General features: G+C 56.8%; 22 protein-coding genes, 2 tRNA genes, 3 rRNA genes and 1 pseudogene. 5 read left to right on the top strand and 23 right to left on the bottom strand.

The window, feature by feature from the left end:
• Nucleotides 1–94 precede the first annotated feature (94 nt).
• Nucleotides 95–772, bottom strand: coding sequence for a type 1 glutamine amidotransferase domain-containing protein (locus PFAS1_RS22410; protein WP_076031576.1), 678 nt, complete (start codon nucleotides 770–772; stop codon nucleotides 95–97).
• 445 nt (nucleotides 773–1,217) lie between these two features.
• Between PFAS1_RS22410 and PFAS1_RS22405 the strand changes: the two genes are divergently transcribed.
• Nucleotides 1,218–1,733, top strand: a complete 516-nt coding sequence (locus PFAS1_RS22405; RefSeq protein ID WP_076030554.1) for an Hcp family type VI secretion system effector — start codon at nucleotides 1,218–1,220, stop codon at nucleotides 1,731–1,733.
• A gap of 707 nt (nucleotides 1,734–2,440) precedes the next feature.
• On the opposite strand, the gene PFAS1_RS22400 is transcribed toward PFAS1_RS22405, so the two are convergent.
• From PFAS1_RS22400 to PFAS1_RS22375, 7 genes are all read right to left on the bottom strand, one after another.
• The gene (locus tag PFAS1_RS22400) at nucleotides 2,441–3,025 is read right to left on the bottom strand and encodes a hypothetical protein (RefSeq protein WP_076030553.1); all 585 of its coding nucleotides are present in this window, start codon (nucleotides 3,023–3,025) and stop codon (nucleotides 2,441–2,443) included.
• An 87-nt stretch (nucleotides 3,026–3,112) separates the two neighbouring features.
• A complete protein-coding gene (locus PFAS1_RS29775) occupies nucleotides 3,113–3,277 on the bottom strand; it encodes a hypothetical protein (RefSeq protein WP_198044922.1) in 165 nt (54 codons plus the stop codon).
• A 12-nt stretch (nucleotides 3,278–3,289) separates the two neighbouring features.
• Nucleotides 3,290–3,532 carry a hypothetical protein gene (locus PFAS1_RS22395; protein ID WP_074875544.1) on the bottom strand — a complete coding sequence of 81 codons (243 nt, stop codon included), beginning with the start codon at nucleotides 3,530–3,532 and terminating at the stop codon, nucleotides 3,290–3,292.
• A 62-nt stretch (nucleotides 3,533–3,594) separates the two neighbouring features.
• Nucleotides 3,595–4,659 carry a lipocalin-like domain-containing protein gene (locus PFAS1_RS22390; RefSeq protein ID WP_076030552.1) on the bottom strand — a complete coding sequence of 355 codons (1,065 nt, stop codon included), beginning with the start codon at nucleotides 4,657–4,659 and terminating at the stop codon, nucleotides 3,595–3,597.
• Nucleotides 4,649–7,120, bottom strand: a complete 2,472-nt coding sequence (locus tag PFAS1_RS22385; RefSeq protein WP_076030551.1) for an ABC transporter permease — start codon at nucleotides 7,118–7,120, stop codon at nucleotides 4,649–4,651. Before PFAS1_RS22385 ends, PFAS1_RS22390 begins: the two co-directional genes overlap by 11 nt.
• Before the next feature lies 1 nt (nucleotide 7,121).
• Complete coding sequence (locus PFAS1_RS22380) at nucleotides 7,122–7,790, bottom strand: ABC transporter ATP-binding protein (protein WP_076030550.1); 669 nt, start codon at nucleotides 7,788–7,790, stop codon at nucleotides 7,122–7,124.
• Between the two features lie 69 nt (nucleotides 7,791–7,859).
• Nucleotides 7,860–8,666: a class I SAM-dependent methyltransferase gene (locus tag PFAS1_RS22375; protein WP_076030549.1), complete on the bottom strand. Its 807-nt coding sequence runs from the start codon at nucleotides 8,664–8,666 to the stop codon at nucleotides 7,860–7,862.
• Nucleotides 8,667–9,027: 361 nt separating this feature from the next.
• Between PFAS1_RS22375 and PFAS1_RS22370 the strand changes: the two genes are divergently transcribed.
• A complete protein-coding gene (locus PFAS1_RS22370; protein ID WP_076031575.1) occupies nucleotides 9,028–9,984 on the top strand; it encodes an alpha/beta hydrolase in 957 nt (318 codons plus the stop codon).
• A gap of 3 nt (nucleotides 9,985–9,987) precedes the next feature.
• On the opposite strand, the gene PFAS1_RS22365 is transcribed toward PFAS1_RS22370, so the two are convergent.
• Both PFAS1_RS22365 and PFAS1_RS22360 read right to left on the bottom strand, forming a co-directional pair.
• Nucleotides 9,988–11,802, bottom strand: a complete 1,815-nt coding sequence (locus PFAS1_RS22365; RefSeq protein ID WP_076030548.1) for an ABC transporter ATP-binding protein — start codon at nucleotides 11,800–11,802, stop codon at nucleotides 9,988–9,990.
• Entirely contained in the window at nucleotides 11,799–12,818 is a 1,020-nt protein-coding gene (locus PFAS1_RS22360; protein WP_076030547.1) for an AraC family transcriptional regulator, read from the bottom strand. Before PFAS1_RS22360 ends, PFAS1_RS22365 begins: the two co-directional genes overlap by 4 nt.
• Before the next feature lie 165 nt (nucleotides 12,819–12,983).
• Here PFAS1_RS22360 and PFAS1_RS22355 point away from each other — a divergent pair, with 165 nt between their 5' ends.
• The 3 genes from PFAS1_RS22355 (at nucleotide 12,984) to PFAS1_RS22345 (ending at nucleotide 15,035) form a co-directional block, all read left to right on the top strand.
• Nucleotides 12,984–13,835 carry a 3-hydroxybutyryl-CoA dehydrogenase gene (locus PFAS1_RS22355; RefSeq protein WP_076030546.1) on the top strand — a complete coding sequence of 284 codons (852 nt, stop codon included), beginning with the start codon at nucleotides 12,984–12,986 and terminating at the stop codon, nucleotides 13,833–13,835.
• Nucleotides 13,822–14,424: a TetR/AcrR family transcriptional regulator gene (locus tag PFAS1_RS22350; RefSeq protein ID WP_076030545.1), complete on the top strand. Its 603-nt coding sequence runs from the start codon at nucleotides 13,822–13,824 to the stop codon at nucleotides 14,422–14,424. Before PFAS1_RS22355 ends, PFAS1_RS22350 begins: the two co-directional genes overlap by 14 nt.
• A gap of 197 nt (nucleotides 14,425–14,621) precedes the next feature.
• Nucleotides 14,622–15,035 (top strand): VOC family protein, encoded by a 414-nt coding sequence (locus PFAS1_RS22345; RefSeq protein ID WP_076030544.1) that lies wholly within the window; start codon nucleotides 14,622–14,624, stop codon nucleotides 15,033–15,035.
• 160 nt (nucleotides 15,036–15,195) lie between these two features.
• Here PFAS1_RS22345 and rrf read toward each other — a convergent pair.
• The 13 genes and pseudogenes from rrf to tolR all read right to left on the bottom strand — a co-directional run bounded on the left by rrf (nucleotide 15,196) and on the right by tolR (nucleotide 26,077).
• Nucleotides 15,196–15,311 (bottom strand): 5S ribosomal RNA (gene rrf, locus PFAS1_RS22340).
• Between the two features lie 169 nt (nucleotides 15,312–15,480).
• Nucleotides 15,481–18,372: ribosomal RNA gene (locus PFAS1_RS22335) — 23S ribosomal RNA — on the bottom strand.
• A 248-nt stretch (nucleotides 18,373–18,620) separates the two neighbouring features.
• A tRNA-Ala gene (locus PFAS1_RS22330) sits at nucleotides 18,621–18,696 on the bottom strand.
• A 30-nt stretch (nucleotides 18,697–18,726) separates the two neighbouring features.
• Nucleotides 18,727–18,803: transfer RNA gene (locus tag PFAS1_RS22325), tRNA-Ile, on the bottom strand.
• 82 nt (nucleotides 18,804–18,885) lie between these two features.
• A 16S ribosomal RNA gene (locus PFAS1_RS22320) occupies nucleotides 18,886–20,424 on the bottom strand.
• Together the 16S, 23S and 5S rRNA genes with 2 tRNA genes alongside form the textbook arrangement of a ribosomal RNA operon.
• A gap of 661 nt (nucleotides 20,425–21,085) precedes the next feature.
• Nucleotides 21,086–21,391: a hypothetical protein gene (locus tag PFAS1_RS29590; RefSeq protein ID WP_156886744.1), complete on the bottom strand. Its 306-nt coding sequence runs from the start codon at nucleotides 21,389–21,391 to the stop codon at nucleotides 21,086–21,088.
• 16 nt (nucleotides 21,392–21,407) lie between these two features.
• Nucleotides 21,408–21,605, bottom strand: a complete 198-nt coding sequence (locus PFAS1_RS22310) for a hypothetical protein (protein WP_074875509.1) — start codon at nucleotides 21,603–21,605, stop codon at nucleotides 21,408–21,410.
• A gap of 167 nt (nucleotides 21,606–21,772) precedes the next feature.
• Entirely contained in the window at nucleotides 21,773–22,987 is a 1,215-nt protein-coding gene (gene arsJ, locus PFAS1_RS22305; protein ID WP_076030543.1) for an organoarsenical effux MFS transporter ArsJ, read from the bottom strand.
• 9 nt (nucleotides 22,988–22,996) lie between these two features.
• Nucleotides 22,997–24,001, bottom strand: coding sequence for an ArsJ-associated glyceraldehyde-3-phosphate dehydrogenase (locus PFAS1_RS22300; RefSeq protein WP_076030542.1), 1,005 nt, complete (start codon nucleotides 23,999–24,001; stop codon nucleotides 22,997–22,999).
• Nucleotides 24,002–24,160: 159 nt separating this feature from the next.
• Complete coding sequence (locus PFAS1_RS22295) at nucleotides 24,161–24,523, bottom strand: metalloregulator ArsR/SmtB family transcription factor (RefSeq protein ID WP_076030541.1); 363 nt, start codon at nucleotides 24,521–24,523, stop codon at nucleotides 24,161–24,163.
• Between the two features lie 8 nt (nucleotides 24,524–24,531).
• Nucleotides 24,532–24,606 (bottom strand): annotated as a pseudogene (locus tag PFAS1_RS30250) (arsenate reductase ArsC); the annotation flags it as partial.
• Nucleotides 24,607–24,815: 209 nt separating this feature from the next.
• Nucleotides 24,816–25,634, bottom strand: a complete 819-nt coding sequence (locus PFAS1_RS22285; RefSeq protein WP_076030539.1) for an energy transducer TonB — start codon at nucleotides 25,632–25,634, stop codon at nucleotides 24,816–24,818.
• Complete coding sequence (gene tolR / locus PFAS1_RS22280) at nucleotides 25,631–26,077, bottom strand: protein TolR (protein WP_076031574.1); 447 nt, start codon at nucleotides 26,075–26,077, stop codon at nucleotides 25,631–25,633. The genes PFAS1_RS22285 and tolR overlap by 4 nt, the downstream gene beginning before the upstream one ends.
• Between the last annotated feature and the right edge of the window lies 1 nt (nucleotide 26,078).

Here is a 26,078-nt window from a genome sequence, read left to right as displayed (position 1 = left end):
ATCGTTCGCAGAAAGCGGGGCCGCTGCGCAGCCCAGCGGGAGCAAGCTCCCTCGCCGCATGAAAGTGTCCGGCCAATATTTAGCCGTCCGGGGTTTAAGCCAGCTTCGCCAACAACGCCTCGGCGGCAGCCTCGGACGACGCCGGATTCTGACCGGTAATCAACAAACCATCGGTGAGCACATAACTGGCCCAGTCAGCACCTTTGGAATAGACACCACCCTTCTCCTTAAGCATGTCCTCCACCAAAAACGGCACAACCTTCGTCAGTTGCACAGCCTCCTCTTCTGAATTGGTAAAGCCCGTCACACGCTTGCCTTTGACCAGCGGCTGGCCATCCGCGCCCTTGACGTGACGAAACACACCGGGGGCGTGGCAGACGGCCGCAACTGGTTTGCCCGCCTGGTAAAACGCCTCGATCAGAGCGATCGAAATTTTGTCCTCGGCCAAATCCCACAGCGGGCCATGGCCGCCCGGATAGAAAATCGCGTCGTAATCTTCAGCTCTCACGCTGCTCAGCAGAGCGGTAGACGCCAATGCGGACTGGGCGGCGGGGTCTTTGCGAAAGCGCTCGGTGGCTGCAGTTTGCGCGCCCGGCTCGTTGCTTTTTGGGTCCAGCGGTGGTTGCCCCCCTTTGGGCGAGGCCAGGGTCAACTGAGCGCCAGCGTCCTTGAAGGCGAAATACGGTGCGGCGAATTCCTCCAGCCAAAAGCCGGTTTTCTTACCCGTTTCACCCAATTGATCGTGTGACGTTAGAACCATCAGGATTTTCATGTCGTGCTCCTTGAGTTCGCAGATGTTCATTGATCTCGGCGCTGAGTTTGACCTCCAGGCCGCCACATTCGTTGCACCTGTCACCCTAGCGGTTCTACCACCGGTTTTTGGCCAATCAGACGACGGGGCAGCGAGTGATGGTCAACCGCTTTGATGCGCAAGAAGTTGCGCACTCAACGCTGAGAAAACCCATTCGGGGCCGCTGATCGCCCGGCCTGGCAGGCGCTCCAGCCAAGTGCGCAAGAAGTTGCGCAGTACTGCGCAACTTCTTGCGCACATTCACAGGCGATCGCTGCCGAACATGCTTCACTCGGTCGAAAAAAACTCTCAACCACCTGATTTATATAGCGTTAACCGTTTATGGCACGGACCTTGATAACAGTCAGGCACCCACCGGGGCGATACCGCCTCCCGGGCACCCTTAACTTTAGCAAGGAGCACATCCATGGCTACACCCGCGTACATGTCCGTCACTGGCGAGAAACAAGGTCTGATCACTGCCGGCGCATTTACTGCCGACTCGGTTGGCAACACCTACCAGGAAGGTCACGAAGACCAGGTCATGGTTCAGGCTTTCAGCCACGACGTGATCATCCCGCGTGACCCACAGTCCGGCCAACCGACCGGTCAGCGCGTTCACAAGCCAGTCGTGATCACCAAGGTCTACGACAAGGCTTCGCCACTGCTGCAAGCCGCTCTGACCTCCGGCGAGCGCATGAGCGAAATCGTTATCCAGTGGTACCGTACTTCGGCTCAAGGTACCCAAGAGCACTACTACACCACCAAACTGGAAGACGCGATCATCGTCGCCATCAACAACAAAATGCACAACTGCCAGGATCCGTCGAACTCGCACTTCACGCACCTGGAAGAAGTGCAATTCACCTACCGCAAAATCACCTGGACCCACGAAGTATCCGGTACTTCGGGTTCCGATGACTGGCGTCAACCGGTCGTCTGACTCAGGCTGACCGTCTCAAGCATCGGCCAGCTCTGCTGGTCGATGTTGTTTCTGTCCTTCCAGAGTTTTCACCTTGCTGGTCCAGTGACGGAACTGAACCGTCAATAGTGTTGCAATACTGGCGCAGCAGTCTCAGCGAGCAGTTTTGACAGACCGAATATCATCACGGCATGCAAATGCCGCATTGCGGTTCCGTTGATTCAAGCGCTTCACCATGAAAAATTTTCCACCCGGCGCCCTCAAAAAAACGGGCGATCTAATGATTGCCCGTTTCATGTATTTCAAGTCAGCAAACTTTCCTCAACCTCGTACTTAACCCCCACAGACGCCTGCATAACCGCGCTTGCGGATAAGTTTGGTGGTGTGCTTGAGAAAGCGACATGGCAATCGGGGGGAGTTCAGCGAAACAGCGTATTGCTTGCGGGAGAAGTGTATCGAACCTCGATAAGGTGTTCGCCCAGTGTAATGGCCTGGCAATCCATGCACCGGTAAAGAGCCCTGACACTGGGCGAACGGGAAGTATTTTAATGGAAGTTTTCGAATATGTCCGCGTATATAAACATGAAATTTATCGAAACAACTTTCGATTAAATGTCGGTCCAAATATTATTTTTACCGATCATCAGAACTCACCAGTTAGACCATCAAAATTGATTGTTCTTATACAAAAAAGTTGCACAAGAACAATCGATATATAGAGTTAATACTCAACTTTCGTGCTTGCTGGTCACTGTCAATATGTCGGTATAGGTCACAACGACACTCTGCCCAACTTTCAGATCTTTCAATTTCGCTTGAACTTCGGGTCTTACAACGTCGACAGTCTTGGATTCGCCAGCGGGGGTTTCGAAGGTCACCTGGTTTTTCTTCACATCGATTTTGGAAATTTTCAGTTGGACCTGCACCTGACGGTAGGCTTCGCCACCCGGGTTGTCGCTGCCGGGGGCTGCACGGACTTCACCCGCGCGTTCGACGGTGCCTGGCAGGCCTTTGTCGATATCGGTGTCGAGGTAGGCGGCGACAGCGCTAGTCACCTTGACATCAACTTGGTCGCCGACTTTCAGGTTGCCGAGGTTTTTGGCCTTGTCGGTCAATTGCACATGGACCTGACGACCTTCCGGCCCCTCCAGAACCACCTGATGTTTGGCAGCATCGACCGAGACGACTTTGGTGACGACCTGATCGGCAACCACGACGGCAGACAGCGGAATGTCCGCAGCCATGGCGCCAAGGCTGGCGGCAGACAACAAGGTCGCGAGGGTGATGGCTTTAGTCAGTGCATGAAGTTTCATAAGCGATGCATTCCCTGTGAATTGGAGGCAGCAAAGAGCGCTGGACCACCGTCCAGCGCCCTTTGTGCAGATGAGCATAGACGCTGATCAGGGAGTGTTCGCAGTTTCTTGTGCAGTGGATTCGCCGCTCTCTGTACCCTTGCCGCTTTCCTCGCGCCAGGTCGGATCGGTCGGGCGCAGGGCGTCGTTATCGCGCTCGACTTCACCCGGTGGCCGCGGTTCGTCAGGGTGCTCAGTGGGAGTTGGTTTCATCGGGGGTTCTCCTCAGGCTTCGGGATCGTCAACCTCATGGGCAACATTCACGGCAGGCGAATCTTTATGGGATTGATCCGCCTTGGCCTTCAAGTCTTGCCATTGTTCCAGGTCAATGGCGCCCTGCCCCAGCAAGTCGTCTGCTACCCGCAGCAGTTCGACGTAATGGGCGTCAGGGGACTGTTGCCAGTAGGCCTTGTCCTCGAACAGACGCTGCCACGAATCAAGGTCTGGCGGTTTCAGGTCTTCGCTCATGGCGGTCTCCTGTGAACGGGCTTCTAGAATTAGGAGGCTATCGCTCTACCGAGAGTTCCGACTCAATACCCGGTCATTTCCAGATAACCCTGCCCACCATGGCTGCCGCTCAATTGCACCGGACCTTCCCAATAGGGAATGCGCAAAGCCATCCACGCATTGGGATTGAGTGCGCTGATCGTGATGTCGAGATGTTTGTCGGGGATTTTGATCGACCAGCGCACCGGCATCGAACGTCCGGCGACGTTGGCGGTGTCTTGCGGTGTGAGGCTGATATCGGCGGCATGCAGTAGCTGCGTCTGGCCCTGAGCGTCGATCCATGTGCCGGTGAGGTAAGGCGCGCCGTCCTTGTGCCGCATGCGGTAGAGCATGACTTGTTCGCCGCTGTCCAGGTGCAGGGAAAACCAGTCCCAGCCTGTCTGGTTGGCGGTCAGGGGCTGGCTGCTCCATTCCCGGTCGAGCCAGGCCGGGCCACTGACTCGATAGGTTTTGCCGTCGATTTGCAGCGTGCCGCTGGCCTGGAAAAACGGCTGACTGTAGTAGTACGACGCTTGCCCTTGTTCGGACTTCTGACTGAAGCCTTTGTCGCCCTGAAGCACCAAGGGACCCGTGGAGCTCAGCCGCAATTGATAGCCAAAATGCTTGTCCCGGGCGCTGAGTTGAAGATCCGCCATAGGGTCGGAAGCCTGACTGCTGAAACGCCAATCATCGATCCACGCGTTGAACGGCGCGAGACTCACGCCCGCCTGACCAACGCCACCACGGGCGTAACGTTCGGCGGCGTGATGCACCGTCGCCGACGTCACGGCCGCATGGCCAAGCCAGATAATTTGATTGCCCCAGCCAGCGACCTCGGGCGTTGCTTTCAAGGCGCTGCGAAACAGCGTCCATTGCGCGCCGAACTCGCGCCCCTGATCGTCCTTGAGGTTGGCGGTGACGTACCACCATTCGATGCGAAAACCGTCATGAGGACCGTGATCCTCCGGAAAGCTGAACTCCCGACCGGGTACCACCGGGGTGAATGCTGCCGCTTGCTTGCCGAGACCGGCGAAACCTTTCTCGACAGGCGCCGAGTCATCGCAGCCGCTCAACAACGCCAATAGCAACACACCGACCTTAATCTTCACGAGCGAACGTCCTCAGCAGATCCGCCGGTTGCGTGCGGTACAACGAGTACAGCGGCCACGCCGACGCCAACAACGTCGCCAACAGCGCCAACCCCATCAACTGCAACAGCTGCAGCGGAAACACCCGCAACGGCAAGCGCCAGCCAAAGGCCTGGACGTTGATCACCGTATCCAGGCACCACGCCAATGCGATCCCCAACGGCAACGCCAATACCAGGGTCAGCACCGCCAACAACCAGGTCTGGCCGAGATTGAGCAACATCAATTGCCGGCGAGTCACGCCAAGCGCCCACAAGGGGGCGAGTTGCCCGAGGCGGCTCTGGCTTTGCGTCAACAGGCTGATGAACAGCGCCACGCCCGCCACACAGAGGGTCAGGCTGTTGAGTGCGGCGGTCGCGGCAAAGGTGCGCTCGAACACTTGCGTGGACCAGCCCTTGAGCCGGGCCTGGTCGACGATGCGGCTGTCCTCCAGCGTGAAGCGGGTTTGCAGCGCGGTCAGGAAATCAGGGATCAACGTCGGGTCGATGCGCAAATTGAAGCGGTTCGGGGTCAACTGCGGCCAGCCGCGCAGCAGATGGTCGACGTTGACCAGAATATGGCCTTTGGGATTGCCGTAATCGGCGTAGATGCCGACGATCCGTGGCGACCAGGTGCCGTTTGGTGTGGGAATCGTCAAATGATCGCCAAGGCGCACCTTCAGCCGGCGGGCCAGTTGCTCGCTGAGCATCAGTGCGTCGTCCTTGGCCAGTCGGTCCCAAGGGTTGTCGCCCAAGGCTTCCAGCAGCGGCCAATGCTGGCGATAGGTCGGGTGATCGATCACGCCGAAGACGTCCGCCGGCCAGCCTTGCAACTGGATCGACACTTGCCAGTTGGGCAGCACGGCGGTGAGTCCTGGTTGCTGCTTGAGCCAGGTTTGCAACTCTGTGGCCTGGGCCGGATTGCGCGGATTGACGTACAGTTCGGCGGTCAGGCGTTGTTCGAGCCAATCGCTGAAAGTCTCACGAAAACCGGCCGTCATGCTGCCCGCTCCAATGTTCGCCGCCAGTGCCAACAACAGCGCCATCAGTGCCAGGCTCAGGGCCGGCAGTTGCTGGCGGCAGTCGGCGAGAAACCATTGGCCGAGCACCGATCGACTGCGGTGCAGCACCCGGTTCAACACCCAGTTGAGCACCACCGGCAACGCCAGCGCAGCGCCGATCAACAGTGCCGCCATCAGCACGAAGCCACTGCTCAGGCTGTCGCCAAAGATCAACGCCAGCACTGCGACCATCGCAGCAATCACGGCAACCCATCCCTGACGTCGCAACCAGCGCGCGTGAGCCTGATGCCAGGCTTGCGGGTCGGCCAGGGCCAGCAACGGCAGGCGTGCGGCCCGCAACAAACTGTTGGCCCCCGCCAACAACGCACCCAACAGACTCAGGCCGACGCCGCTGAGCCACCACCACGGACTGAGGCTCAGTTGCCCCGCCACTTCGGCGCCGTACAAACCGCGCAGACTCGCGGCGACATCCGGCAACAGCACACTGGCCAGCAGGTAGCCGCTGGCGACGCCGACCAGTCCGCCGATCAACGCCAGCCCACCCAGTTCAACCGCCAGACAGGCAATCAACATCCGTGCACTGACGCCGCAGGCACGCAGGGTTCTGAGCAAGCCACGGCGTTGTTCCAGCGCCAGACCGATCGCGGCGTGGACGATGAACAGGCCGACCACGAATGACAGAAAACCCAGTGCATCGAGGTTCAGGTGAAAGCTTTCGGTCAGGCGCGCCAAATTGTTCTCTTCGCCGCTGGTCTTGAGCTGCAATTGACCCTTGAATTGCTCAGGCAGCGGCGCGGTGAAATCCTTCGGCAGCAGCAGGCGTGACAGCTGATCCGGCAGACCGAGAATCTGCTGGGCGAAGCCGATGTCCACCAGCAACACACCGGGGGCCATATCGGGTTGAGCATGCAGCGGCGGCAATGCCTGACCACTCAAAGTCAGCGGGCGTTCGCCCTCGTTAAGACCCAGTGCCTGCAACGTCTGCGGCGCAATCCAAGTGCTGCCCGGCGGGCTGAAAAACACGACAACCTGCTCGATCGGCAACGCCTGCCCCGCCACCGAGGAACCGGCGGGCAGCGACACTGGCTCGATGCCCATCAACTGCAAGCGCTGGTCGTCATGCCCCTTGAGCGTCACCCGCCCCTGCAGGACCGGCGACACCGGCCAGCCCAAACGACGCAGGTCGACAAACACTTGCTGAGAGAAAGTCGCGCCACTGGGCGCACTGAGGCTGGCCTGGGGTTCACCGCCGATCAGCTGACTGGCCCGGGCATAGCTTTCCCGCGCCTGACTGTTCAGCGCCTGCACGCCGGTCAGCAGGCTGGTGGCGAGCCAGAGCCCGGTCAGCACACTGAAAAATTGCACCGGGTGCTGCCGCCAATGACTGAGCAGCGCCCGCAGCGTCTCGCGAAAGACCGGCACTTCAGCGCTCGTCCGCGCCGGCCAGACGACCACCGTGGAGCACCACTTTTTCCGCCAGCCGCGCGGCGACCCGCGGGCTGTGGGTGACCATCAACAAAGTGGTGGGGCTATCGTCGAGCAACTCCAGCAACAACTTCAAGACCTCATCGCTGGTGGTTTCATCAAGGCTGCCGGTGGGTTCGTCGGCCAGCAGCAGTTTTGGCTGCGACGCCAGGGCCCGGCCCAGCGCGACCCGTTGCTGTTGGCCGCCGGACAGCTGTTCCGGATAACGCCGCAGCAAATCAGCCAAGCCCAGGCGTTGCACCAGATGCGCCTGCCAGCGCGGATCATGGCGTCCCGCCAATCGCGCCTGGAAGGCCAGATTGTCCTCCACGCGCAAACTGCCAATCAGGTTGAACTGCTGAAACACCAGGCCGATTTCGGTCCGCCGCCAGTTCGCCAGTTGCCCTTCGCTCATCTGCTCCAGCCGATGCTCGCCGCTGCGGATGCTGCCGCGATCGACCTTGTCCAGCCCGGCAATCAGGTGCAGCAAGGTGCTCTTGCCACTGCCCGACTCCCCCATCAACGCCAGGCTGCTGCCGGGTTTCAAGATGAGGTCGACACCTTGCAGAACCGGCAGCGGGCCCTGGGGAGTGGCGTAGCTTTTGAAGACGCCTTGGACCGAAAGCATGGGGGAAACCGTTCGATGTGCGTGGAGCAAGGATAGCGGACGGTAGCGGCACCGCGAAATGCCTGAAACCTATCGCTTCACGGCCACCCACGTAAAACACAACGGCAGCTGCGCCGTCTGCTGCTCATACCGATCATAGAGTTCCTCGCGGTTGGAATGCGGGTACTCCTTGAAGTGACTGATCTGCAATCCCGCCCCAATGGCGCCGGTGAAGATCGCGCCCAAGGTGTGGACGAACCAGTAGGACGTCGCGGCCTGTTGATCGACTTTGCCTTCGTAGACGATCGGCTGGTCCTGCACAAAAGGTTCGCTGCGAAAGTACGAGCTGTCGGGCCGATACGGATCGATGGACTCGGGGTCGAACATTTCGAGGAAAGGGTGGGTTTCATATACCACCAGACTGCCGCCAGGCTTGAGGGTTTGGGCGACATGGCGGAAAAATTCAGCGATGTCCGGCATCCAGTTCAATACGCCGATGGTGATCAGGGCCACGTCGAAACGGCCATGAAGTTCTGTCGGCAAGTGATGGATGTCTGCCTCGATGAACTCAGGCGCATGGGGCGAGCGTGACGCCAGTTCCCGCGCCTGATCGAGGAACGCCTCGGACTGATCGACGCCGGTGACGCTGCCGGCACCCAGCGCAAACAACGAAAGGCTTTCGCGGCCATTGTTGCAGCCCAGTTGCACCACGTCTTTGCCGGCGACACCGACCTCTTCCAGCAAACCTCGGAGGGTGTCGTCCATGCAGCAAAAATCCCGGTGGCTGACCGCCGTCAAACGGGCCTGCCATTCGGGGGTGTCCTTGTGGTGTCGGGCAGAGTCATTCCAGGCATCGCGGTTGCTGGCGATGGCTTTTTCTTTTGTCGGCATTTCCATTGCGCGCTCCAGGCTGGGGTCTTCGTTGACCGGCACGAGTCTAGATCAGGGTTTCGAAAAACCCCATTCAGTCTTTGTTGAAAACTTGTAATCCGGGCGTCGCGAACGCGTTGCTGTTCGGCAACTATAGTTAATGGCCTCAGCGGTTCTGATTTGCCTGAATGGCTGCGGTTGCAGGCTCTGGGTTCGCGCCGCAACCCAACGGGGGTAAACCCCTCGCCACTGGTTAGTCCTTTTGGGTACAGCGGCGCGTTGCAGCAATTTGCATCAAATGCGCCCGTACGACTGTCGAAAAACTCACTGCGCCTGGATCGCTTTCTGTTAAAAAGCGAGCTTCATGTCTGAGCTGATGGTCCTATCCATGCCCTCTTCCCTTCTCACTCGTCTGCGCCGACGCTGGCTGCCGCTGCTGTGCATGGCCGTGCTGATCGTCGGCTTGCCGGTGAGCTGCGGCGTGCTCAAGTACACCGAGCGCGAGCTGCTGTTTCGTATCGAGCCGGGCAACGCGGGTTGGTATCGCGGCCTGCCGCAAGATGTTCAGGAATTCGACATCAAGCCCGCCAGCTTCAAGTCGGGGCAAAGTCTGCATGCCTGGTGGTGGCCGGCCGCGCGTCGCGACGCCCCGTCGATCCTCTACCTGCATGGCGTGCGTTGGAACCTGACGGGCCATGCGTCGCGCATTGAGCAATTGCGCGCCATGGGCTACTCGGTGCTGGCCATCGACTACCGAGGGTTTGGCCAGAGCAAGGGGGATCTGCCGTCTGAAGCCAGTGTTTACGAAGACGCCCGAGCTGCCTGGGAGCGTTTCACCAAGATGCAACCGGATGCCAACAAGCGCCTGATCTACGGCCATTCCCTGGGCGGTGCGGTGGCTATCGACCTGGCGGCGAACCTGGCCGCACAGGCGAAAAAGGAGCATGGCGTGGTGCCGGTACGCGGCCTGGTGATCGAGTCCACTTTCACCTCGCTGGGCGATGCCGTGGCGCAAGTGGCCGACAGCAACCTGCCAGTGAAATGGTTGCCGGTGCGCTGGCTGCTGTCGCAGAAATTCGATTCCATCGACAAGATCGTCGACATCAACGTGCCGTTGCTGGTGGTCCATGGCCTGGCCGACCCGTTCATGCCATCGCGATTCAGCCAGCAGTTGTTCAATGCCGCCAACGAACCCAAACACCTGTTATTGGTGCCCGGTGGTACGCACAACAACAGCATGAGCCGGGGCGGTACCCAGTATCGCCAGGCGCTCGACGGCTTGATCAAAACAAAACCATCCCAGGTGGCCGGGCCGGGCGTGGATCGGGTTTCTCAGGAATCTTGAGTTCTATCGGTAACCGCGCGCCTGCAAATCAAACAACTGCGCATAGCGTCCGCCCGCAGCCACCAGACTGTCGTGATCGCCCCGTTCAAGGATCGCTCCCTGGTCCAGCACGATGATGTGGTCCGCATTGCGCACACTGGAAAACCGGTGAGAGATCAACAACGTCATCCGGCCTTCGGTGTGCTCACTGAAATGCTCGAACACCGCGGCTTCCGCTGCCGGGTCAAGGGCAGAGGTGGGCTCATCCAGAATCAGGATATCGGCGTTGCGCCGCATGTAGGCGCGCGACAACGCGATCTTCTGCCATTGCCCGCCGGACAGCTCCTGGCCCCCGGCGAACCACCGTCCCAGTTGCGTGGCATACCCTCGATCCAGCCCCTCGATAAAGGGTGCGGCCATGCCCGCGACGGCGGCCTCCTGCCAGCGCTGTTCATCGCTGAACGCCAGGGTGTCACCGACGCCGATGTTCTCGCCGACTGAAAATTGGTAGCGGATGTAGTCCTGAAAAATCACCCCGATACGCCGCCGCAGCGCGTCTTCTTCCCACGCTTGCAGATCGCTGCCGTCCAGCAGAATGCGGCCCTGATCAGGACGGTACAGCCGCGTCAGCAATTTGATCAGCGTAGTCTTTCCCGAACCGTTCTCCCCCACCAACGCGACACTGTGGCCGGGCACAAGGTGTAGATCGATGCCTTCCAGCGCGGCGCGACTGGCGCCCGGATAACGGAAACCGACGTTTTCGAAACGCAGGCCATCACCGGGCACGGCGCCCATGGTGAGGTTGCCGGTATCCGCCACAACTGGTTCAGCCAGGTATTCATAAAGACTGGAGAGGTAAAGGCCATCCTCATAGAGACCGCTGATGGCGCTCAAGCTGCTGCTTACTGCCGTCTGTCCCTGCTTGAACAACACCAGGTACATGGTCATCTGGCCGAGGCTGATGTTGCCGTGGACGGTATCGACCACGACCCAGGCATAGGCCAGATAAAATGCGCCGGTGCCCAGTAGACCGAGGACAAACCCCCAGCCATCCCGCCGTAGCGTCAGGCGCCGGTCTTCGGCATAGAGCCGAGCGAACGTGTCGCGATAACGTTGCAATAGCAGCGGCGCGAAACCGAACAGTTTGACCTCTTTGATGTAGCCCTCATGGGAAAGCAGCGTCTCGATGTAATTCTGTTGTCGACTCTCCGGCGCACGACGAGTGAACAGTCTGAAAGCATCGCCGGAAAAATGCGCTTCGGCGAAGAACACCGGCAATGCGCCAATAACCAGCAGCACCAGAGCCCAAGGCGAAAAATGCACCAGCAACACACCGAAGCTGAGCAACACGATCAGATTCTGGATCAGCCCCAGCGACTTCATCACCAACGCCAACGGCCGGGTCGAGGCTTCGCGGCGCACTCGAACCAGCTTGTCGTAGAACTCGGAGTTTTCGAACTGCACCAGCGATAACGTCTGGGCCTTCTCCAGAATCATCGTATTGACCTTCTGCCCCAACTGCACCCGCAACAGCGATTGCTGAACCGACAGCGCCCGTTGAGTCCCGGACAGCAACGCGAGCACGCCCGCTTCAAACAGCACATAACGCACGACCGGCCACAACGGCGCACTGCCCTGTTGTGCGTGTAACTGCATGGCGGTGACGACCGCATCGACAATACGCTGGCCTAACCAGGCCGCCAGTGCCGGGAGCACACCGGCGATCAGCGTCGCCAGCACCAATCCCAGAAACAGTCCGCGAGATGTTGCCCAGACCAGTAGCAACGCGCGTCTCGCCTGGTCGAGTAAGGAAGTGAAACGATCAAGAACGGGGTTCACTCAGTGAGCTCCCCCTGATACCGGGCCCGATACCGTCCCGGACTTTCCCCCGTCCACTTCTTGAACGCGCGGTGAAACGCGCTTGGCTCCTGAAAGCCAAGCTGTTCGGCAATATCGCTGATACTCGCCTTGCTCTGACGCAGTTGCTCAAACGCAACGCCACGCCGAACCTCGTCCTTGATCTCCTGATACGAACACCCTTCTCGCTCCAGTTTTCGGCGAAAGGTGCTAGGGCTCAGGTGTTGCTCCAGGGCGAAGGCCTGCAAGGTTGGCCATTGGCTGTAATGGCTGTTACGCAGGCGCTGATGGACCTGCGACGCCAGTCCGTGCTGATTACGAAAACGGATCACCAGCCATTGTGGCGCGGTGCGCAAAAACACTTTCAGTGAGGCCAGATCCTGAACCACCGGCAGACGCAGATAATGACTGGCGAATTCGATTTCGGTGCGCTCGGCACCAAAGGTCAAGTTCGGTCCCCAGAGTAAACGGTCATCGCTGAGCGACACACGCTCATGGCGAAAATCTGCGCGGTCGATGGGGATGCGCCGCCCCCCCAGCCAGCAGAGCAGACTGATCATCAACACCAGAAACGTCTCCTCGCCCAAACGACTGACGTCGCTGTTGGGCGAATGGTTTTGCAAGCTGATCACCGCACGTTTTCCGCGCACTGTCAGCGTGCCGCGGAAATCGTGAAGGAACAGCGCGAAATTGGCCAGGCACTGGCGCATGGCTTTGTGCAGGTCAGGTTCCTGAATCAATGCCCGGCAGATCAGGGCGAAACCGCCCGGCGGCATGCCATGGGAGTCGAGCCCGAAGAATTCATCGTTGAGTTCGCGGATCTGAATCAGCCACAACGCGGCAAACGCACTCGCCGGTATACGAGCGGTAGGCTGCGTAATCAACGCCGGATCGATGCCGGCCTGTTCAAGCGCAGCCCTCTGACGTTGCGGATTGTTTCCCAGCCCATGGATCATTGCCTGCACGAAGTAGGCAGAAACCGAGTCCTTTTCCCGCATGTGAACGCTTCTCTCCCCATCACCCGAATGGCAAAAAACACCAGTGCCGTTGAACAGTTTCGGCATAGGACAACCGCCCTGCCGGCTCTAGACTCGCGGCCAATAGTACGCCTTCGGCCACTACGGCGGCCAAGGTATCGCGGGATTTGATCGGAAGGACAGGACATGAATCTGCAAAACATCGGCGTGATCGGCGCAGGCACCATGGGCAATGGCATTGCGCAAGTCTGCGCCTTGGCCGGTTTTAACGTGACCTTGCTCGACATTTCCGAGAGCGCCCTGCAAAAGGCCGTCGCAACCGTCGGTAAAAACCTTGATCGACAGGTCGCCAAGGAAACGCTGACGCAAGAGCAAAAACTCGCCGCCCTCGACAAGATCCGCACCAGCACCGACTACAGCAACCTGCAGAACGTGCAACTGGTGATCGAAGCCGCGACCGAAAATCTCGAGCTGAAACTGCGTGTGCTGCAACAGATCGCCGCGCAGGTCAGCGACGATTGCGTGATTGCCTCCAACACGTCTTCGCTGTCCATCACCCAACTCGCTGCCAGCGTTAGCCAGCCTGAGCGCTTCATCGGTCTGCACTTCTTCAACCCGGTGCCGGTGATGGGCCTGATCGAGGTGATTCGCGGTTTGCAAACCAGCGACGCCACCCACGCCCTGGCGCTGGACATGGCGACCACGCTCGGCAAAACCGCGATCACCGCGGGCAACCGTCCGGGTTTCGTGGTTAACCGGATTCTGGTGCCGATGATCAACGAAGCGATCCTGGTGTTTCAGGAAGGCCTGGCCAGCGCCGAAGATATCGACGCCGGCATGCGCCTGGGCTGCAATCAGCCGATCGGGCCACTGGCGTTGGCGGACCTGATCGGCCTCGACACCGTGCTGGCGATCCTCGAAGCCTTCTACGACGGCTTCAACGATAGCAAGTACCGTCCTGCTCCACTGCTCAAGGAAATGGTCGCTGCCGGTTATCTGGGGCGCAAAACGGGGCGTGGCTTCCATGCCTATGCCTGAGCGTTGCTCGCGCTTTGCCGAGTACCGGGACAAGGTGCTGGAGCTGTTCGCCTGCAAAGGTTTCGGGCAGGTCGGCATGCGTGAGCTCGCGACCTGCCTGGGACTCGCTCCCGGCTCGTTGTATCACCATTACCCCAGCAAACAGCACTTGCTGCTCGACCTGATCGAAGAGTTCTACGAAGAGCTGTTGGCAACCTTGGGGAGGATCGAGCAAAAGGCGCCGGCAAAACGTGACAAACTCCAAGCGCTTATCCGAGCGCATTTGAACCTGCATCAGGAAATGCCCTGGCATTTTCGTCTGGCAGAGCGTGACAGCGGCTGCCTGAATGAAGAGCAACAGGAACGGGTTCGGCAACTGCGCGAACAATACGAGCGCAAATTGTTGCTGATGCTCGGCGCCCGGTCCCGCTTCAGTGAACAGGGTCTGCTGGCCGCCGGACATGCAATCGCAAATTTACTCAACGGTGCGCCCGGATGGTTGGCGCAACATTCTCTAGATGAGCGAGAGCACGTTGAGCTGTTGGAGAGTCTTGTGAGTGGAGCCATCGAACGTTTGCTGCGTCCCTCGGCTCCACGCGCAGCAGCTTGAGGTCCAGGACGATTTCCCCAGTGACCGCGAATCGACACTGGCACCGAAAGCCATAAGCCACGCTGCTTCAATAGAAAAAACATCTAAACAATTCCTGCCAGTCACCACCTCTAACGCTTTGCTAATGGGAGCCCAATCACTGCGGAGCCTGAGGTGAATTCAGCCTCCCTCCGCTTTCTCGTTAACGGGAGCAAAGCATGAAAATCAATCCCTACCTGATCTTCAACGGCGACTGCAAAGCCGCCTTCACCTTCTATGCCCAAAACCTGCCAGGCCAGATCGAAGTCATGATGACCTTCGGTGAAAGCCCCGCGCGCGAACACTTTCCGGCGGACTACCACAACCTGATCATCCATACCCGCCTGCTAGTGGGCGATCAGGCGATCATGGGCTCAGACACAACACCTGATCGCCCTACTGACGAAATGAGCGGCTGTTCGGTTTCACTGAATGTCGACAGCATTGCGGAGGCTGAACGGGTGTTCTCTGCATTGTCAGATGGTGGCAAGGTTGAAATGCCACTGGAAACCACCTTTTGGGCGGCTCGCTTCGGCATGTTGGTTGATCGATTTGGTGTGTCGTGGATGGTGAACTGCGAAAAGGATCAGTGAATTCACTTTTTCAGACCTGAAAAAAAGCCCAACCTGAAAAGGTTGGGCTTCTTGGCAACTGCCGGCATGCGATCAAGTACCGGCTATGTCCGTTCGCACTTTCCCGCGGACAAAAACAAAACCCCTACCTGCATACGCAGATAGGGGTTTCGGAATTTAATCTTGACGATGACCTACTCTCACATGGGGAAACCCCACACTACCATCGGCGATGCATCGTTTCACTGCTGAGTTCGGGATGGGATCAGGTGGTTCCAATGCTCTATGGTCGTCAAGAAATTCGGTAGCCAGGTCGTTTACCTTACGGTTCACGCTCCAGCGAATGGGTATGTAATAGATTTGTGTGTTTCGTTTCGAATTTTCGACTTTGTATCGTCTTCACACACCGCAATCTGGTGCCCCTTTTCATTTATAAAGAAGGGTCAGCAAATTGCTTGGGTGTTATATGGTCAAGCCTCACGGGCAATTAGTATTGGTTAGCTCAACGCCTCACAGCGCTTACACACCCAACCTATCAACGTCGTAGTCTTCGACGGCCCTTCAGGGGACTCAAGGTCCCAGTGAGATCTCATCTTGAGGCTAGTTTCCCGCTTAGATGCTTTCAGCGGTTATCTATTCCGAACATAGCTACCCGGCAATGCCACTGGCGTGACAACCGGAACACCAGAGGTTCGTCCACTCCGGTCCTCTCGTACTAGGAGCAGCCCCTCTCAAATCTCAAACGTCCACGGCAGATAGGGACCGAACTGTCTCACGACGTTCTAAACCCAGCTCGCGTACCACTTTAAATGGCGAACAGCCATACCCTTGGGACCGGCTTCAGCCCCAGGATGTGATGAGCCGACATCGAGGTGCCAAACACCGCCGTCGATATGAACTCTTGGGCGGTATCAGCCTGTTATCCCCGGAGTACCTTTTATCCGTTGAGCGATGGCCCTTCCATACAGAACCACCGGATCACTAAGACCTACTTTCGTACCTGCTCGACGTGTCTGTCTCGCAGTCAAGCGCGCTTTTGCCTTTATACTCTACGACCGATTTCCGACCGGTCTGAGCGCACCTTCGTACTCCTCCGTTACTCTTTAGGAGGAGACCGCCCCAGTCAAACTACCCACCATACACTGTCCTCGATCCGGATAACGGACCTGAGTTAGAACCTCAAAGTTGCCAGGGTGGTATTTCAAGGTTGGCTCCACGCGAACTGGCGTCCACGCTTCAAAGCCTCCCACCTATCCTACACAAGCAAATTCAAAGTCCAGTGCAAAGCTATAGTAAAGGTTCACGGGGTCTTTCCGTCTAGCCGCGGATACACTGCATCTTCACAGCGATTTCAATTTCACTGAGTCTCGGGTGGAGACAGCGCCGCCATCGTTACGCCATTCGTGCAGGTCGGAACTTACCCGACAAGGAATTTCGCTACCTTAGGACCGTTATAGTTACGGCCGCCGTTTACCGGGGCTTCGATCAAGAGCTTCGCGTTAGCTAACCCCATCAATTAACCTTCCGGCACCGGGCAGGCGTCACACCCTATACGTCCACTTTCGTGTTTGCAGAGTGCTGTGTTTTTAATAAACAGTCGCAGCGGCCTGGTATCTTCGACCGGCATGGGCTTACGCAGTAAATGCTTCACCCTCACCGGCGCACCTTCTCCCGAAGTTACGGTGCCATTTTGCCTAGTTCCTTCACCCGAGTTCTCTCAAGCGCCTTGGTATTCTCTACCCAACCACCTGTGTCGGTTTGGGGTACGGTTCCTGGTTACCTGAAGCTTAGAAGCTTTTCTTGGAAGCATGGCATCAACCACTTCGTCACCCAAAGGGTAACTCGTCATCAGCTCTCGGCCTTGAAATCCCGGATTTACCTAAGATTCCAGCCTACCACCTTAAACTTGGACAACCAACGCCAAGCTGGCCTAGCCTTCTCCGTCCCTCCATCGCAATAACCAGAAGTACAGGAATATTAACCTGTTTTCCATCGACTACGCTTTTCAGCCTCGCCTTAGGGACCGACTAACCCTGCGTCGATTAACGTTGCGCAGGAAACCTTGGTCTTTCGGCGTGGGTGTTTTTCACACCCATTGTCGTTACTCATGTCAGCATTCGCACTTCTGATACCTCCAGCAAGCTTCTCAACTCACCTTCACAGGCTTACAGAACGCTCCTCTACCGCATCACCTAAGTGATACCCGTAGCTTCGGTGTATGGTTTGAGCCCCGTTACATCTTCCGCGCAGGCCGACTCGACTAGTGAGCTATTACGCTTTCTTTAAAGGGTGGCTGCTTCTAAGCCAACCTCCTAGCTGTCTAAGCCTTCCCACATCGTTTCCCACTTAACCATAACTTTGGGACCTTAGCTGACGGTCTGGGTTGTTTCCCTTTTCACGACGGACGTTAGCACCCGCCGTGTGTCTCCCATGCTCGGCACTTGTAGGTATTCGGAGTTTGCATCGGTTTGGTAAGTCGGGATGACCCCCTAGCCGAAACAGTGCTCTACCCCCTACAGTGATACATGAGGCGCTACCTAAATAGCTTTCGAGGAGAACCAGCTATCTCCGAGCTTGATTAGCCTTTCACTCCGATCCACAGGTCATCCGCTAACTTTTCAACGGTAGTCGGTTCGGTCCTCCAGTTAGTGTTACCCAACCTTCAACCTGCCCATGGATAGATCGCCCGGTTTCGGGTCTATTCCCAGCGACTAGACGCCCTATTAAGACTCGCTTTCGCTACGCCTCCCCTATTCGGTTAAGCTCGCCACTGAAAATAAGTCGCTGACCCATTATACAAAAGGTACGCAGTCACCCAACAAAGTGGGCTCCCACTGCTTGTACGCATACGGTTTCAGGATCTATTTCACTCCCCTCTCCGGGGTTCTTTTCGCCTTTCCCTCACGGTACTAGTTCACTATCGGTCAGTCAGTAGTATTTAGCCTTGGAGGATGGTCCCCCCATATTCAGACAAAGTTTCTCGTGCTCCGTCCTACTCGATTTCATGACTAAGAGATTTTCGCGTACAGGGCTATCACCCACTATGGCCGTACTTTCCAGAACGTTCCGCTAATCTCAAAGCCACTTAAGGGCTAGTCCCCGTTCGCTCGCCACTACTAAGGGAATCTCGGTTGATTTCTTTTCCTCAGGGTACTTAGATGTTTCAGTTCCCCTGGTTCGCCTCTTAAGCCTATGTATTCAGCTTAAGATAACCATCTTATGATGGCTGGGTTCCCCCATTCAGATATCTCCGGATCAAAGTCTGTTTGCCGACTCCCCGAAGCTTTTCGCAGGCTACCACGTCTTTCATCGCCTCTGACTGCCAAGGCATCCACCGTATGCGCTTCTTCACTTGACCATATAACCCCAAGCAATCTGGTTATACTGTGAAGACGACATTCGCCGAAAATTCGATTCTTGCTCCAAAGAGCAACTCACAAATTTTACCTTAGCCTGATCCGTTACCAGTGAAAGTAACGTCCAGTCTATCTTTCTATCACATACCCAAATTTTTAAAGAACGATCTAATCAAAGACTAGAAATCAACATTCACCATCATCACGATGGAATGCTCATTTCTAAGCTTTCAACAAACAGAAGCAGTAGTGGTGGAGCCAAACGGGATCGAACCGTTGACCTCCTGCGTGCAAGGCAGGCGCTCTCCCAGCTGAGCTATGGCCCCGTATTTCTACAGGTGTTTCCCACACAAAATTGGTGGGTCTGGGCAGATTCGAACTGCCGACCTCACCCTTATCAGGGGTGCGCTCTAACCAACTGAGCTACAGACCCAATTTCGGGCTGCTTCTTATCGTCTTCTTCAATGAATCAAGCAATTCGTGTGGGAACTTATGGAGCAGCTGATGTCGTCGATTAAGGAGGTGATCCAGCCGCAGGTTCCCCTACGGCTACCTTGTTACGACTTCACCCCAGTCATGAATCACACCGTGGTAACCGTCCTCCCGAAGGTTAGACTAGCTACTTCTGGTGCAACCCACTCCCATGGTGTGACGGGCGGTGTGTACAAGGCCCGGGAACGTATTCACCGCGACATTCTGATTCGCGATTACTAGCGATTCCGACTTCACGCAGTCGAGTTGCAGACTGCGATCCGGACTACGATCGGTTTTCTGGGATTAGCTCCACCTCGCGGCTTGGCAACCCTCTGTACCGACCATTGTAGCACGTGTGTAGCCCAGGCCGTAAGGGCCATGATGACTTGACGTCATCCCCACCTTCCTCCGGTTTGTCACCGGCAGTCTCCTTAGAGTGCCCACCTTAACGTGCTGGTAACTAAGGACAAGGGTTGCGCTCGTTACGGGACTTAACCCAACATCTCACGACACGAGCTGACGACAGCCATGCAGCACCTGTCTCAATGTTCCCGAAGGCACCAATCCATCTCTGGAAAGTTCATTGGATGTCAAGGCCTGGTAAGGTTCTTCGCGTTGCTTCGAATTAAACCACATGCTCCACCGCTTGTGCGGGCCCCCGTCAATTCATTTGAGTTTTAACCTTGCGGCCGTACTCCCCAGGCGGTCAACTTAATGCGTTAGCTGCGCCACTAAGAGCTCAAGGCTCCCAACGGCTAGTTGACATCGTTTACGGCGTGGACTACCAGGGTATCTAATCCTGTTTGCTCCCCACGCTTTCGCACCTCAGTGTCAGTATCAGTCCAGGTGGTCGCCTTCGCCACTGGTGTTCCTTCCTATATCTACGCATTTCACCGCTACACAGGAAATTCCACCACCCTCTACCATACTCTAGCTCGACAGTTTTGAATGCAGTTCCCAGGTTGAGCCCGGGGATTTCACATCCAACTTAACGAACCACCTACGCGCGCTTTACGCCCAGTAATTCCGATTAACGCTTGCACCCTCTGTATTACCGCGGCTGCTGGCACAGAGTTAGCCGGTGCTTATTCTGTCGGTAACGTCAAAACACTTACGTATTAGGTAAATGCCCTTCCTCCCAACTTAAAGTGCTTTACAATCCGAAGACCTTCTTCACACACGCGGCATGGCTGGATCAGGCTTTCGCCCATTGTCCAATATTCCCCACTGCTGCCTCCCGTAGGAGTCTGGACCGTGTCTCAGTTCCAGTGTGACTGATCATCCTCTCAGACCAGTTACGGATCGTCGCCTTGGTGAGCCATTACCTCACCAACTAGCTAATCCGACCTAGGCTCATCTGATAGCGCAAGGCCCGAAGGTCCCCTGCTTTCTCCCGTAGGACGTATGCGGTATTAGCGTCCGTTTCCGAGCGTTATCCCCCACTACCAGGCAGATTCCTAGGCATTACTCACCCGTCCGCCGCTCGCCACCAGGTACAAGTACCCGTGCTGCCGCTCGACTTGCATGTGTTAGGCCTGCCGCCAGCGTTCAATCTGAGCCATGATCAAACTCTTCAGTTCAAACATCTTTGGGTTTTTAAGAAACCCTAAACTTGGCTCAGCAATCGTTGGTTACATCTTTGATTTCTCGCGGAGTAACTTGTGATGCTGATAATCTTGTTGACTATCAGTCTGACTCCACAAGCACCCACACGAATTGCTTGATTCAGTTGTTAAAGAGCGGTTGGTTAAGATCTTTCGTCTCAACCGAGGCGCGCATTCTACAGCAGCCTCTGTTGCTGTCAAGCGGTTATTTTTCGAAGTTTTCAAAGTTTCCTTTGCAACTTCAACCACTTGCGCTTGCGATCTCTCGTTAGCGGGAGGCGAATTCTACAGCGTTACTCGCTGCTGTCAACACCTCTTTTACACCGCTTTCGACCGAGAAGATCGAATCGTTAAAAGAGCCAAACCACCTTGCTCTCTCAACTCCTTCTGGGCTTCGATGAACTGAAGCAACTCGCTGCCGAAAACTGCATAACTCATTGTTTACCAAGGAGTTTTCCGTTTCGACTGCGCCGGAAGTGGGGCGAATTATAGACTTCCAGAATCTGCCGTCAATCTTTAATTACGCGTTTCTATTAATCACTTGCCTGGGTGCCACTCAACACCACTATTACGGGAAAGTGCACCGGAGCGGTCGGGCTATCTCAGTTACTGCATATTGTCAGCTGACGACGTCTCTTCATCCGCCTCTGGCATGTTTTCTCTCGGCCGGATCTCTCCAATCTTCAGGACGTTCGTCCTTTGGCCTTTTTAAAGGATCGGGCTGGCCTGGATCATCAGGACGCTGCGGCTCCTCGGAACCTGGCTCAGGCTTGGACGGAACAGAACCTTGTGTTTGATCTTCAAAACTCGAATCAATGGACATACCCACCTCGCAATTGAGGTCCAGCTTTTCTGGGCCGTACACATTTGAATTCTGCGTTAGCGCGGGGTGCAGTCCAGTTGATGAACGGGCTTGAAAAACCGGCGCTTGGGCCAGGTTCATGAACGACACGCAAGCGTCAAGGCTCTGGATGCTCGCTCGACACTGAGTTGGTGGCATCCACATCGGCCATTTCTTCATCGACAGGCGCTTCGTCGTCTGGAGGCAGCGGAACCTCAGGTTCTTTCTCGTTGGAATCATGTCCTGTTTCGTTATCAGTGCCGCCCGTTACGCCCTGCTGAGATTTATTTCCAGGAGCATTCTCATCAATGTCCATGCTGGCTCTCCGTTCTGATACACGGGAAGTCCGTGCTTGTATTTGAGAGATGACAACGTATTGGCAAGTGCCAAGCATTGGACGAACGGACAAACAAAAAAAGGCGCAATGGCTGCTGTCGCCCCTCTCAGGACACCGAGCGACATTTATTACACGAAAAGGTCGCTCTACACCGAATGCTTGGGCAGCCCGATAGAAATCAAGGCCGCGAGCAGCACGAAAGCGCTCGATATCCATAAGCAGGCCTCCAATCCATACACCTGGTACACCCAGCCTGAGAGCACCGTGCCAATAAGACGGCCCATGGCGTTGGACATGTAGTAAAAGCCCACGTCCAGCGATACCCCTTCTTCCTTGGCATAGGACACGATTAGGTAGCTGTGCAGCGACGAATTCACCGCGAACAGCGCTCCAAAAACCATCAATCCACCCAACAGCACCACCTGTTGCGACGGCCCAGCATTCAACCCCAGCGCAATGGCCGCAGGTAGTCCTGCCAAGGCAAGTGCCCATAGAAATGCCGCACGACCATCCGGTACGTGCCCACGTTTCTTGCCGGTAATGTTCGGAGCGAAGGACTGCACAATGCCGTAACCGATCACCCAAGCTGCGAGGAAACCGCCAACCTTCCAGAAGTCCCAGCCGAAAACACTGCTCAGGTAAACCGGCAAGGCCACCACAAACCAGACGTCGCGGGCACCGAACAGGAACATCCGCGCTGCTGAGAGGATATTGATCGCCCGGCTCTTGGACAGGATGTCGCGAAACCTGGGCTTGACTTTGGCCTTGCCCAAGTCTTTCTTCAACAGGATCAGGCTGCTGATCCAAATCAGCGTCAGGACGCTGGCCATAGCCAGCAGCGCACCTTTAAAACCAATCAACGCCAGCAAGGCTCCGCCGAGAAAGAAACCGACGCCCTTGAGTGCGTTCTTCGAGCCGGTGAGTATCGCCACCCACTGGTAGAGCTTGCCCTGCTGCCCATTGGGGACCAGGAGTTTGATAGAGCTTTTGGCACTCATCTTGTTCAGGTCTTTGGCAATTCCCGACAGTGCCTGAGCGCCCATCACCCAAGGGATGGTCAGCCAAGCTACCGGAACGGTCAGCATCAGCAGCGCCGCGACCTGAATGCCCAGCCCGATGTTCATGGTTCGGTTCAACCCCATACGGGCGCCGAGGTAGCCACCCACGAGGTTGGTGATAACGCCAAAGAGTTCGTAGAACAGAAACAACGCCGCGATTTGCAGTGGGCTATAGCCCAACGCGTGAAAGTGCAGCACCACCAACATGCGCAATGCGCCGTCGGTGAGGGTGAAGGCCCAGTAATTGCCCGTGACGAGCAGGTACTGCCGCACTTCCGGAGCGAGGGCTGACAACGCTTTCATGACCGCTCCTTAGACTGCCAGACCGACCATTTTGGCCAGTTCGACGGTGCGGTTGGCATAACCCCATTCGTTGTCATACCAGGCATAGAGTTTGACCTGGGTGCCATTGATGACCATGGTCGACAACGCATCGATGATCGATGAACGCGGGTCAGTACGGTAGTCGATGGACACCAATGGACGCTCCTCGAAACCGAGAATGTCTTTCAGCTCGTTCTCGGAAGCGTCCTTGAGGAACTGATTTACCTCTTCGACAGTGGTGGCTCGCTCGACTTCAAAGACACAGTCCGTCAGCGAAGCGTTAGCCAGCGGTACGCGTACGGCGTGACCATTGAGGCGCCCACGCAGCTCCGGAAAGATTTCGGCAATGGCGGTGGCCGAACCCGTACTGGTTGGGATCAGGCTCATGCCGGAGGCACGCGCACGACGCAGATCCTTGTGCGGCTGATCGAGGATGCTCTGGGTGTTGGTCAGGTCATGGATGGTGGTGATCGAGCCGTGGCGAATGCCCAGCTTTTCGTGGATCACTTTCACCACTGGCGCCAGGCAGTTGGTGGTGCACGAAGCGGCCGTGACGATGCGATGTTCATCCGGTTTGAACAGCTGATGGTTGACGCCCATGACGACGTTCAACGCGCCTTTTTCCTTTACTGGAGCGCAGACCACCACACGCTTGACGCCCTGATCCAGGTAGGCCTGCAACACCGCCACGGTTTTCATCTTGCCGCTGGCCTCGATCACCAGATCGCAACCCGACCAGTCGGTGTCGACAATCGCTTTGTTCGTCGTTACTTTGATCCGCTTACTGTCGATGACGACGCTATCGCCTTCGGCGCTGGCTTCGCTGTGCCAACGACCATGCACCGAGTCGAAGTTGATCAGGTGCGCATGGGTTACCGCATCGCCTGCCGGATCGTTGATCTGTACGAACTCGAATTCCGGCCAGTTCCAGGCTGCTCTCAGCGCTAGGCGACCGATCCGACCAAAGCCATTGATTCCAACTTTGATGGTCATGTGGTTGTGCTCCGTATCTGTAGTCAGTGAGAGTTCGACTGAGTGTCGAACTGGCCGATGAATTGGCTGAGAAGCGGATGGTGCTGCGTCCATGCGGTTTTGAATGCTTCGCCGGGAGATTGATCGTCTTCTATCGGTAGGTGAAACCACTTCGACGATCTAGCTTTTACAGCAGGCGAGTGCCCGCTCAGGACGATCGCCCATTTCATCAAGGCGTTTGGCGTCAGGGCTCAACCAATGGTTATTGCTTTCGAGCACAGTGGTCAGCACTTGATGGACCCAATCAGGAAGATTCGGGTGCAGTCGGTAATACACCCATTGGCCTTGCCGACGGTCCGACAGCAAACCGCAATTACGCAGCTGTGCCAGGTGTCTGGAGACTTTTGGCTGACTCTCATTCAACGCACAGGTCAGCTCACAAACACAAAGCTCTCCTTCACGAGTGATGAGCATCATGGTGCGCACCCGAGTGTCGTCAGCCAGGCATTTGAAAACAGTGGTCGGTGTCAGATGGTCAGCCATATCGTTTCTCAGTGTTTATTTTTGACCTGGACGAACATCTTGATGCGCTCATGAATTTCGTGAAGGGTGTGACGGAAGGCGGATCTACCTGAACAGGACACGGGGCTTTGTTGGACATGATGAAGTCTCAGCTCATATACGGCTTTCCGAATATATGATTTATCGTATATCAGGTAAAGACTCAGCGGCAGATTGATCCGTTAAAGGGACCTGACCCTGCCGAGCGGACTAATAAAAGCCAGAAACAGGGTCCAGCCATGGCGCATGACATGGCGTTGATGCGGCGCCCTTCTTATTTGATCCGATAATGAAACGTATTGCGCACGGCCGGCACCGGAACTGCTTGACCGTCGACGATTCGCGGTTGGTAACGGAAGGTGTTGGCGGCGGCCAGCGATGGACGAATAAACAGCGGATGGCAACCCTCAAGCACTCTGGGACTCTCGACTTTGCCCTGCGGGTTGACGGTGTATTCCACAGAGCAATCACCCTCTATGTTCTTGTCCAGAGCCCGCTGCGGATAGTCCGGCGCTTCCTTGCTCAAAGGCAAATACTGACGACTGTCGGCAGCCTTCTGTGCGGCCAGTTGGCGCGAGCGTTCGGCAGCCAGTCGGGCCTGCTCGGCGCGCTGTGCTTGCTGTTCTTGCTGCTGGGCGAGTTCGCGTTGCTGTTGTTCGGCCTCACGGTTACGTCGTTGCGTCTCCTGACGCTCGCGCTGTTGCTCGGCTTGCTGCTCGCGTTTTTTATCGTCGACCCGTTTGCGCGCCAAGGCTGCCTGTTCGAGTTTTTTTTGTATCTGGAGCTGCGGATCGACAGCAGGTTTGATCGACTCGACGGGGGCGGCAGCAACGGGCTCGGGTGGAGCTGGCTCCGCTGAAGCTGGAACCGGTTCGGGTGTCTGTGGCTGCGGCGGCAACATCACCAATTGGGTTCTCAACACAGTCGGCTGCGTGGCTGGCGTTTTTTCCAGCGACCAGCCGTGTACCAATAAGGCCAGGACAATGACGTGCAGCGCCCCGGCCAGCCCCGCCGCCAAACTGTTTTGCCAGAAGCCGCTGCGAACACTGCGCTGCAGCGAAATGGTCGAAGTGTGCATGATCATCGCCGTCATTGCGGGGCCTCGGTCACCAGCCCGAGGTTGCTGACCCCGCCCTGCTGCAACGCCGCCATCGCCGAGACCACACTGCCATAACCGGCGTCCTTGTCGGCGCGGATAAAGACCTGTGTGTCATGCCGCTCACTGACAATCTGCGCGACCTTTGCCCGCATGTCGTCGAGTGTCACGGCGCTGTCGGTCTGGTGCTGGGTATCGAGTTCACCGCCGAGGTTCCAGTAGTAACCGCCCTCGGCCTTCACCGACAGGGTCAGGATTTGCTGACGCGTGTCAGTGGCGAGGGCTTCACTGGCCACCTTGGGCAGGTCGATCTTCACTCCCTGAGTCAGCATCGGTGCGGTGACCATGAAAATCACCAACAGCACCAACATCACATCGATGTACGGCACGACGTTCATTTCGGCCTTCGGCCCGTGCTTGCGTTGCGGTCTGACCAACATC

Origin of the sequence: Pseudomonas frederiksbergensis, from assembly GCF_001952935.1 — a bacterium.
In the GTDB taxonomy this organism is placed as follows: domain Bacteria; phylum Pseudomonadota; class Gammaproteobacteria; order Pseudomonadales; family Pseudomonadaceae; genus Aquipseudomonas; species Aquipseudomonas frederiksbergensis.
This window is presented reverse-complemented; position numbering and strand designations above follow the sequence as displayed.

What these genes read in the sequence shown, in the direction of transcription:
- PFAS1_RS22410 (WP_076031576.1), bottom strand. Translation starts at nt 772, where the DNA reads ATGAAAATCCTGATGGTTCTAACGTCACACGATCAATTGGGTGAAACG.
- PFAS1_RS22405 (WP_076030554.1), top strand. Translation starts at nt 1,218, where the DNA reads ATGGCTACACCCGCGTACATGTCCGTCACTGGCGAGAAACAAGGTCTG.
- PFAS1_RS22400 (WP_076030553.1), bottom strand. Translation starts at nt 3,025, where the DNA reads ATGAAACTTCATGCACTGACTAAAGCCATCACCCTCGCGACCTTGTTG.
- PFAS1_RS29775 (WP_198044922.1), bottom strand. Translation starts at nt 3,277, where the DNA reads ATGAAACCAACTCCCACTGAGCACCCTGACGAACCGCGGCCACCGGGT.
- PFAS1_RS22395 (WP_074875544.1), bottom strand. Translation starts at nt 3,532, where the DNA reads ATGAGCGAAGACCTGAAACCGCCAGACCTTGATTCGTGGCAGCGTCTG.
- PFAS1_RS22380 (WP_076030550.1), bottom strand. Translation starts at nt 7,790, where the DNA reads ATGCTTTCGGTCCAAGGCGTCTTCAAAAGCTACGCCACTCCCCAGGGC.
- PFAS1_RS22375 (WP_076030549.1), bottom strand. Translation starts at nt 8,666, where the DNA reads ATGGAAATGCCGACAAAAGAAAAAGCCATCGCCAGCAACCGCGATGCC.
- PFAS1_RS22370 (WP_076031575.1), top strand. Translation starts at nt 9,028, where the DNA reads ATGCCCTCTTCCCTTCTCACTCGTCTGCGCCGACGCTGGCTGCCGCTG.
- PFAS1_RS22360 (WP_076030547.1), bottom strand. Translation starts at nt 12,818, where the DNA reads ATGCGGGAAAAGGACTCGGTTTCTGCCTACTTCGTGCAGGCAATGATC.
- PFAS1_RS22355 (WP_076030546.1), top strand. Translation starts at nt 12,984, where the DNA reads ATGAATCTGCAAAACATCGGCGTGATCGGCGCAGGCACCATGGGCAAT.
- PFAS1_RS22350 (WP_076030545.1), top strand. Translation starts at nt 13,822, where the DNA reads ATGCCTATGCCTGAGCGTTGCTCGCGCTTTGCCGAGTACCGGGACAAG.
- PFAS1_RS22345 (WP_076030544.1), top strand. Translation starts at nt 14,622, where the DNA reads ATGAAAATCAATCCCTACCTGATCTTCAACGGCGACTGCAAAGCCGCC.
- PFAS1_RS29590 (WP_156886744.1), bottom strand. Translation starts at nt 21,391, where the DNA reads ATGAACCTGGCCCAAGCGCCGGTTTTTCAAGCCCGTTCATCAACTGGA.
- PFAS1_RS22310 (WP_074875509.1), bottom strand. Translation starts at nt 21,605, where the DNA reads ATGGACATTGATGAGAATGCTCCTGGAAATAAATCTCAGCAGGGCGTA.
- arsJ (WP_076030543.1), bottom strand. Translation starts at nt 22,987, where the DNA reads ATGAAAGCGTTGTCAGCCCTCGCTCCGGAAGTGCGGCAGTACCTGCTC.
- PFAS1_RS22300 (WP_076030542.1), bottom strand. Translation starts at nt 24,001, where the DNA reads ATGACCATCAAAGTTGGAATCAATGGCTTTGGTCGGATCGGTCGCCTA.
- PFAS1_RS22295 (WP_076030541.1), bottom strand. Translation starts at nt 24,523, where the DNA reads ATGGCTGACCATCTGACACCGACCACTGTTTTCAAATGCCTGGCTGAC.
- PFAS1_RS22285 (WP_076030539.1), bottom strand. Translation starts at nt 25,634, where the DNA reads ATGACGGCGATGATCATGCACACTTCGACCATTTCGCTGCAGCGCAGT.
- tolR (WP_076031574.1), bottom strand. Translation starts at nt 26,077, where the DNA reads ATGTTGGTCAGACCGCAACGCAAGCACGGGCCGAAGGCCGAAATGAAC.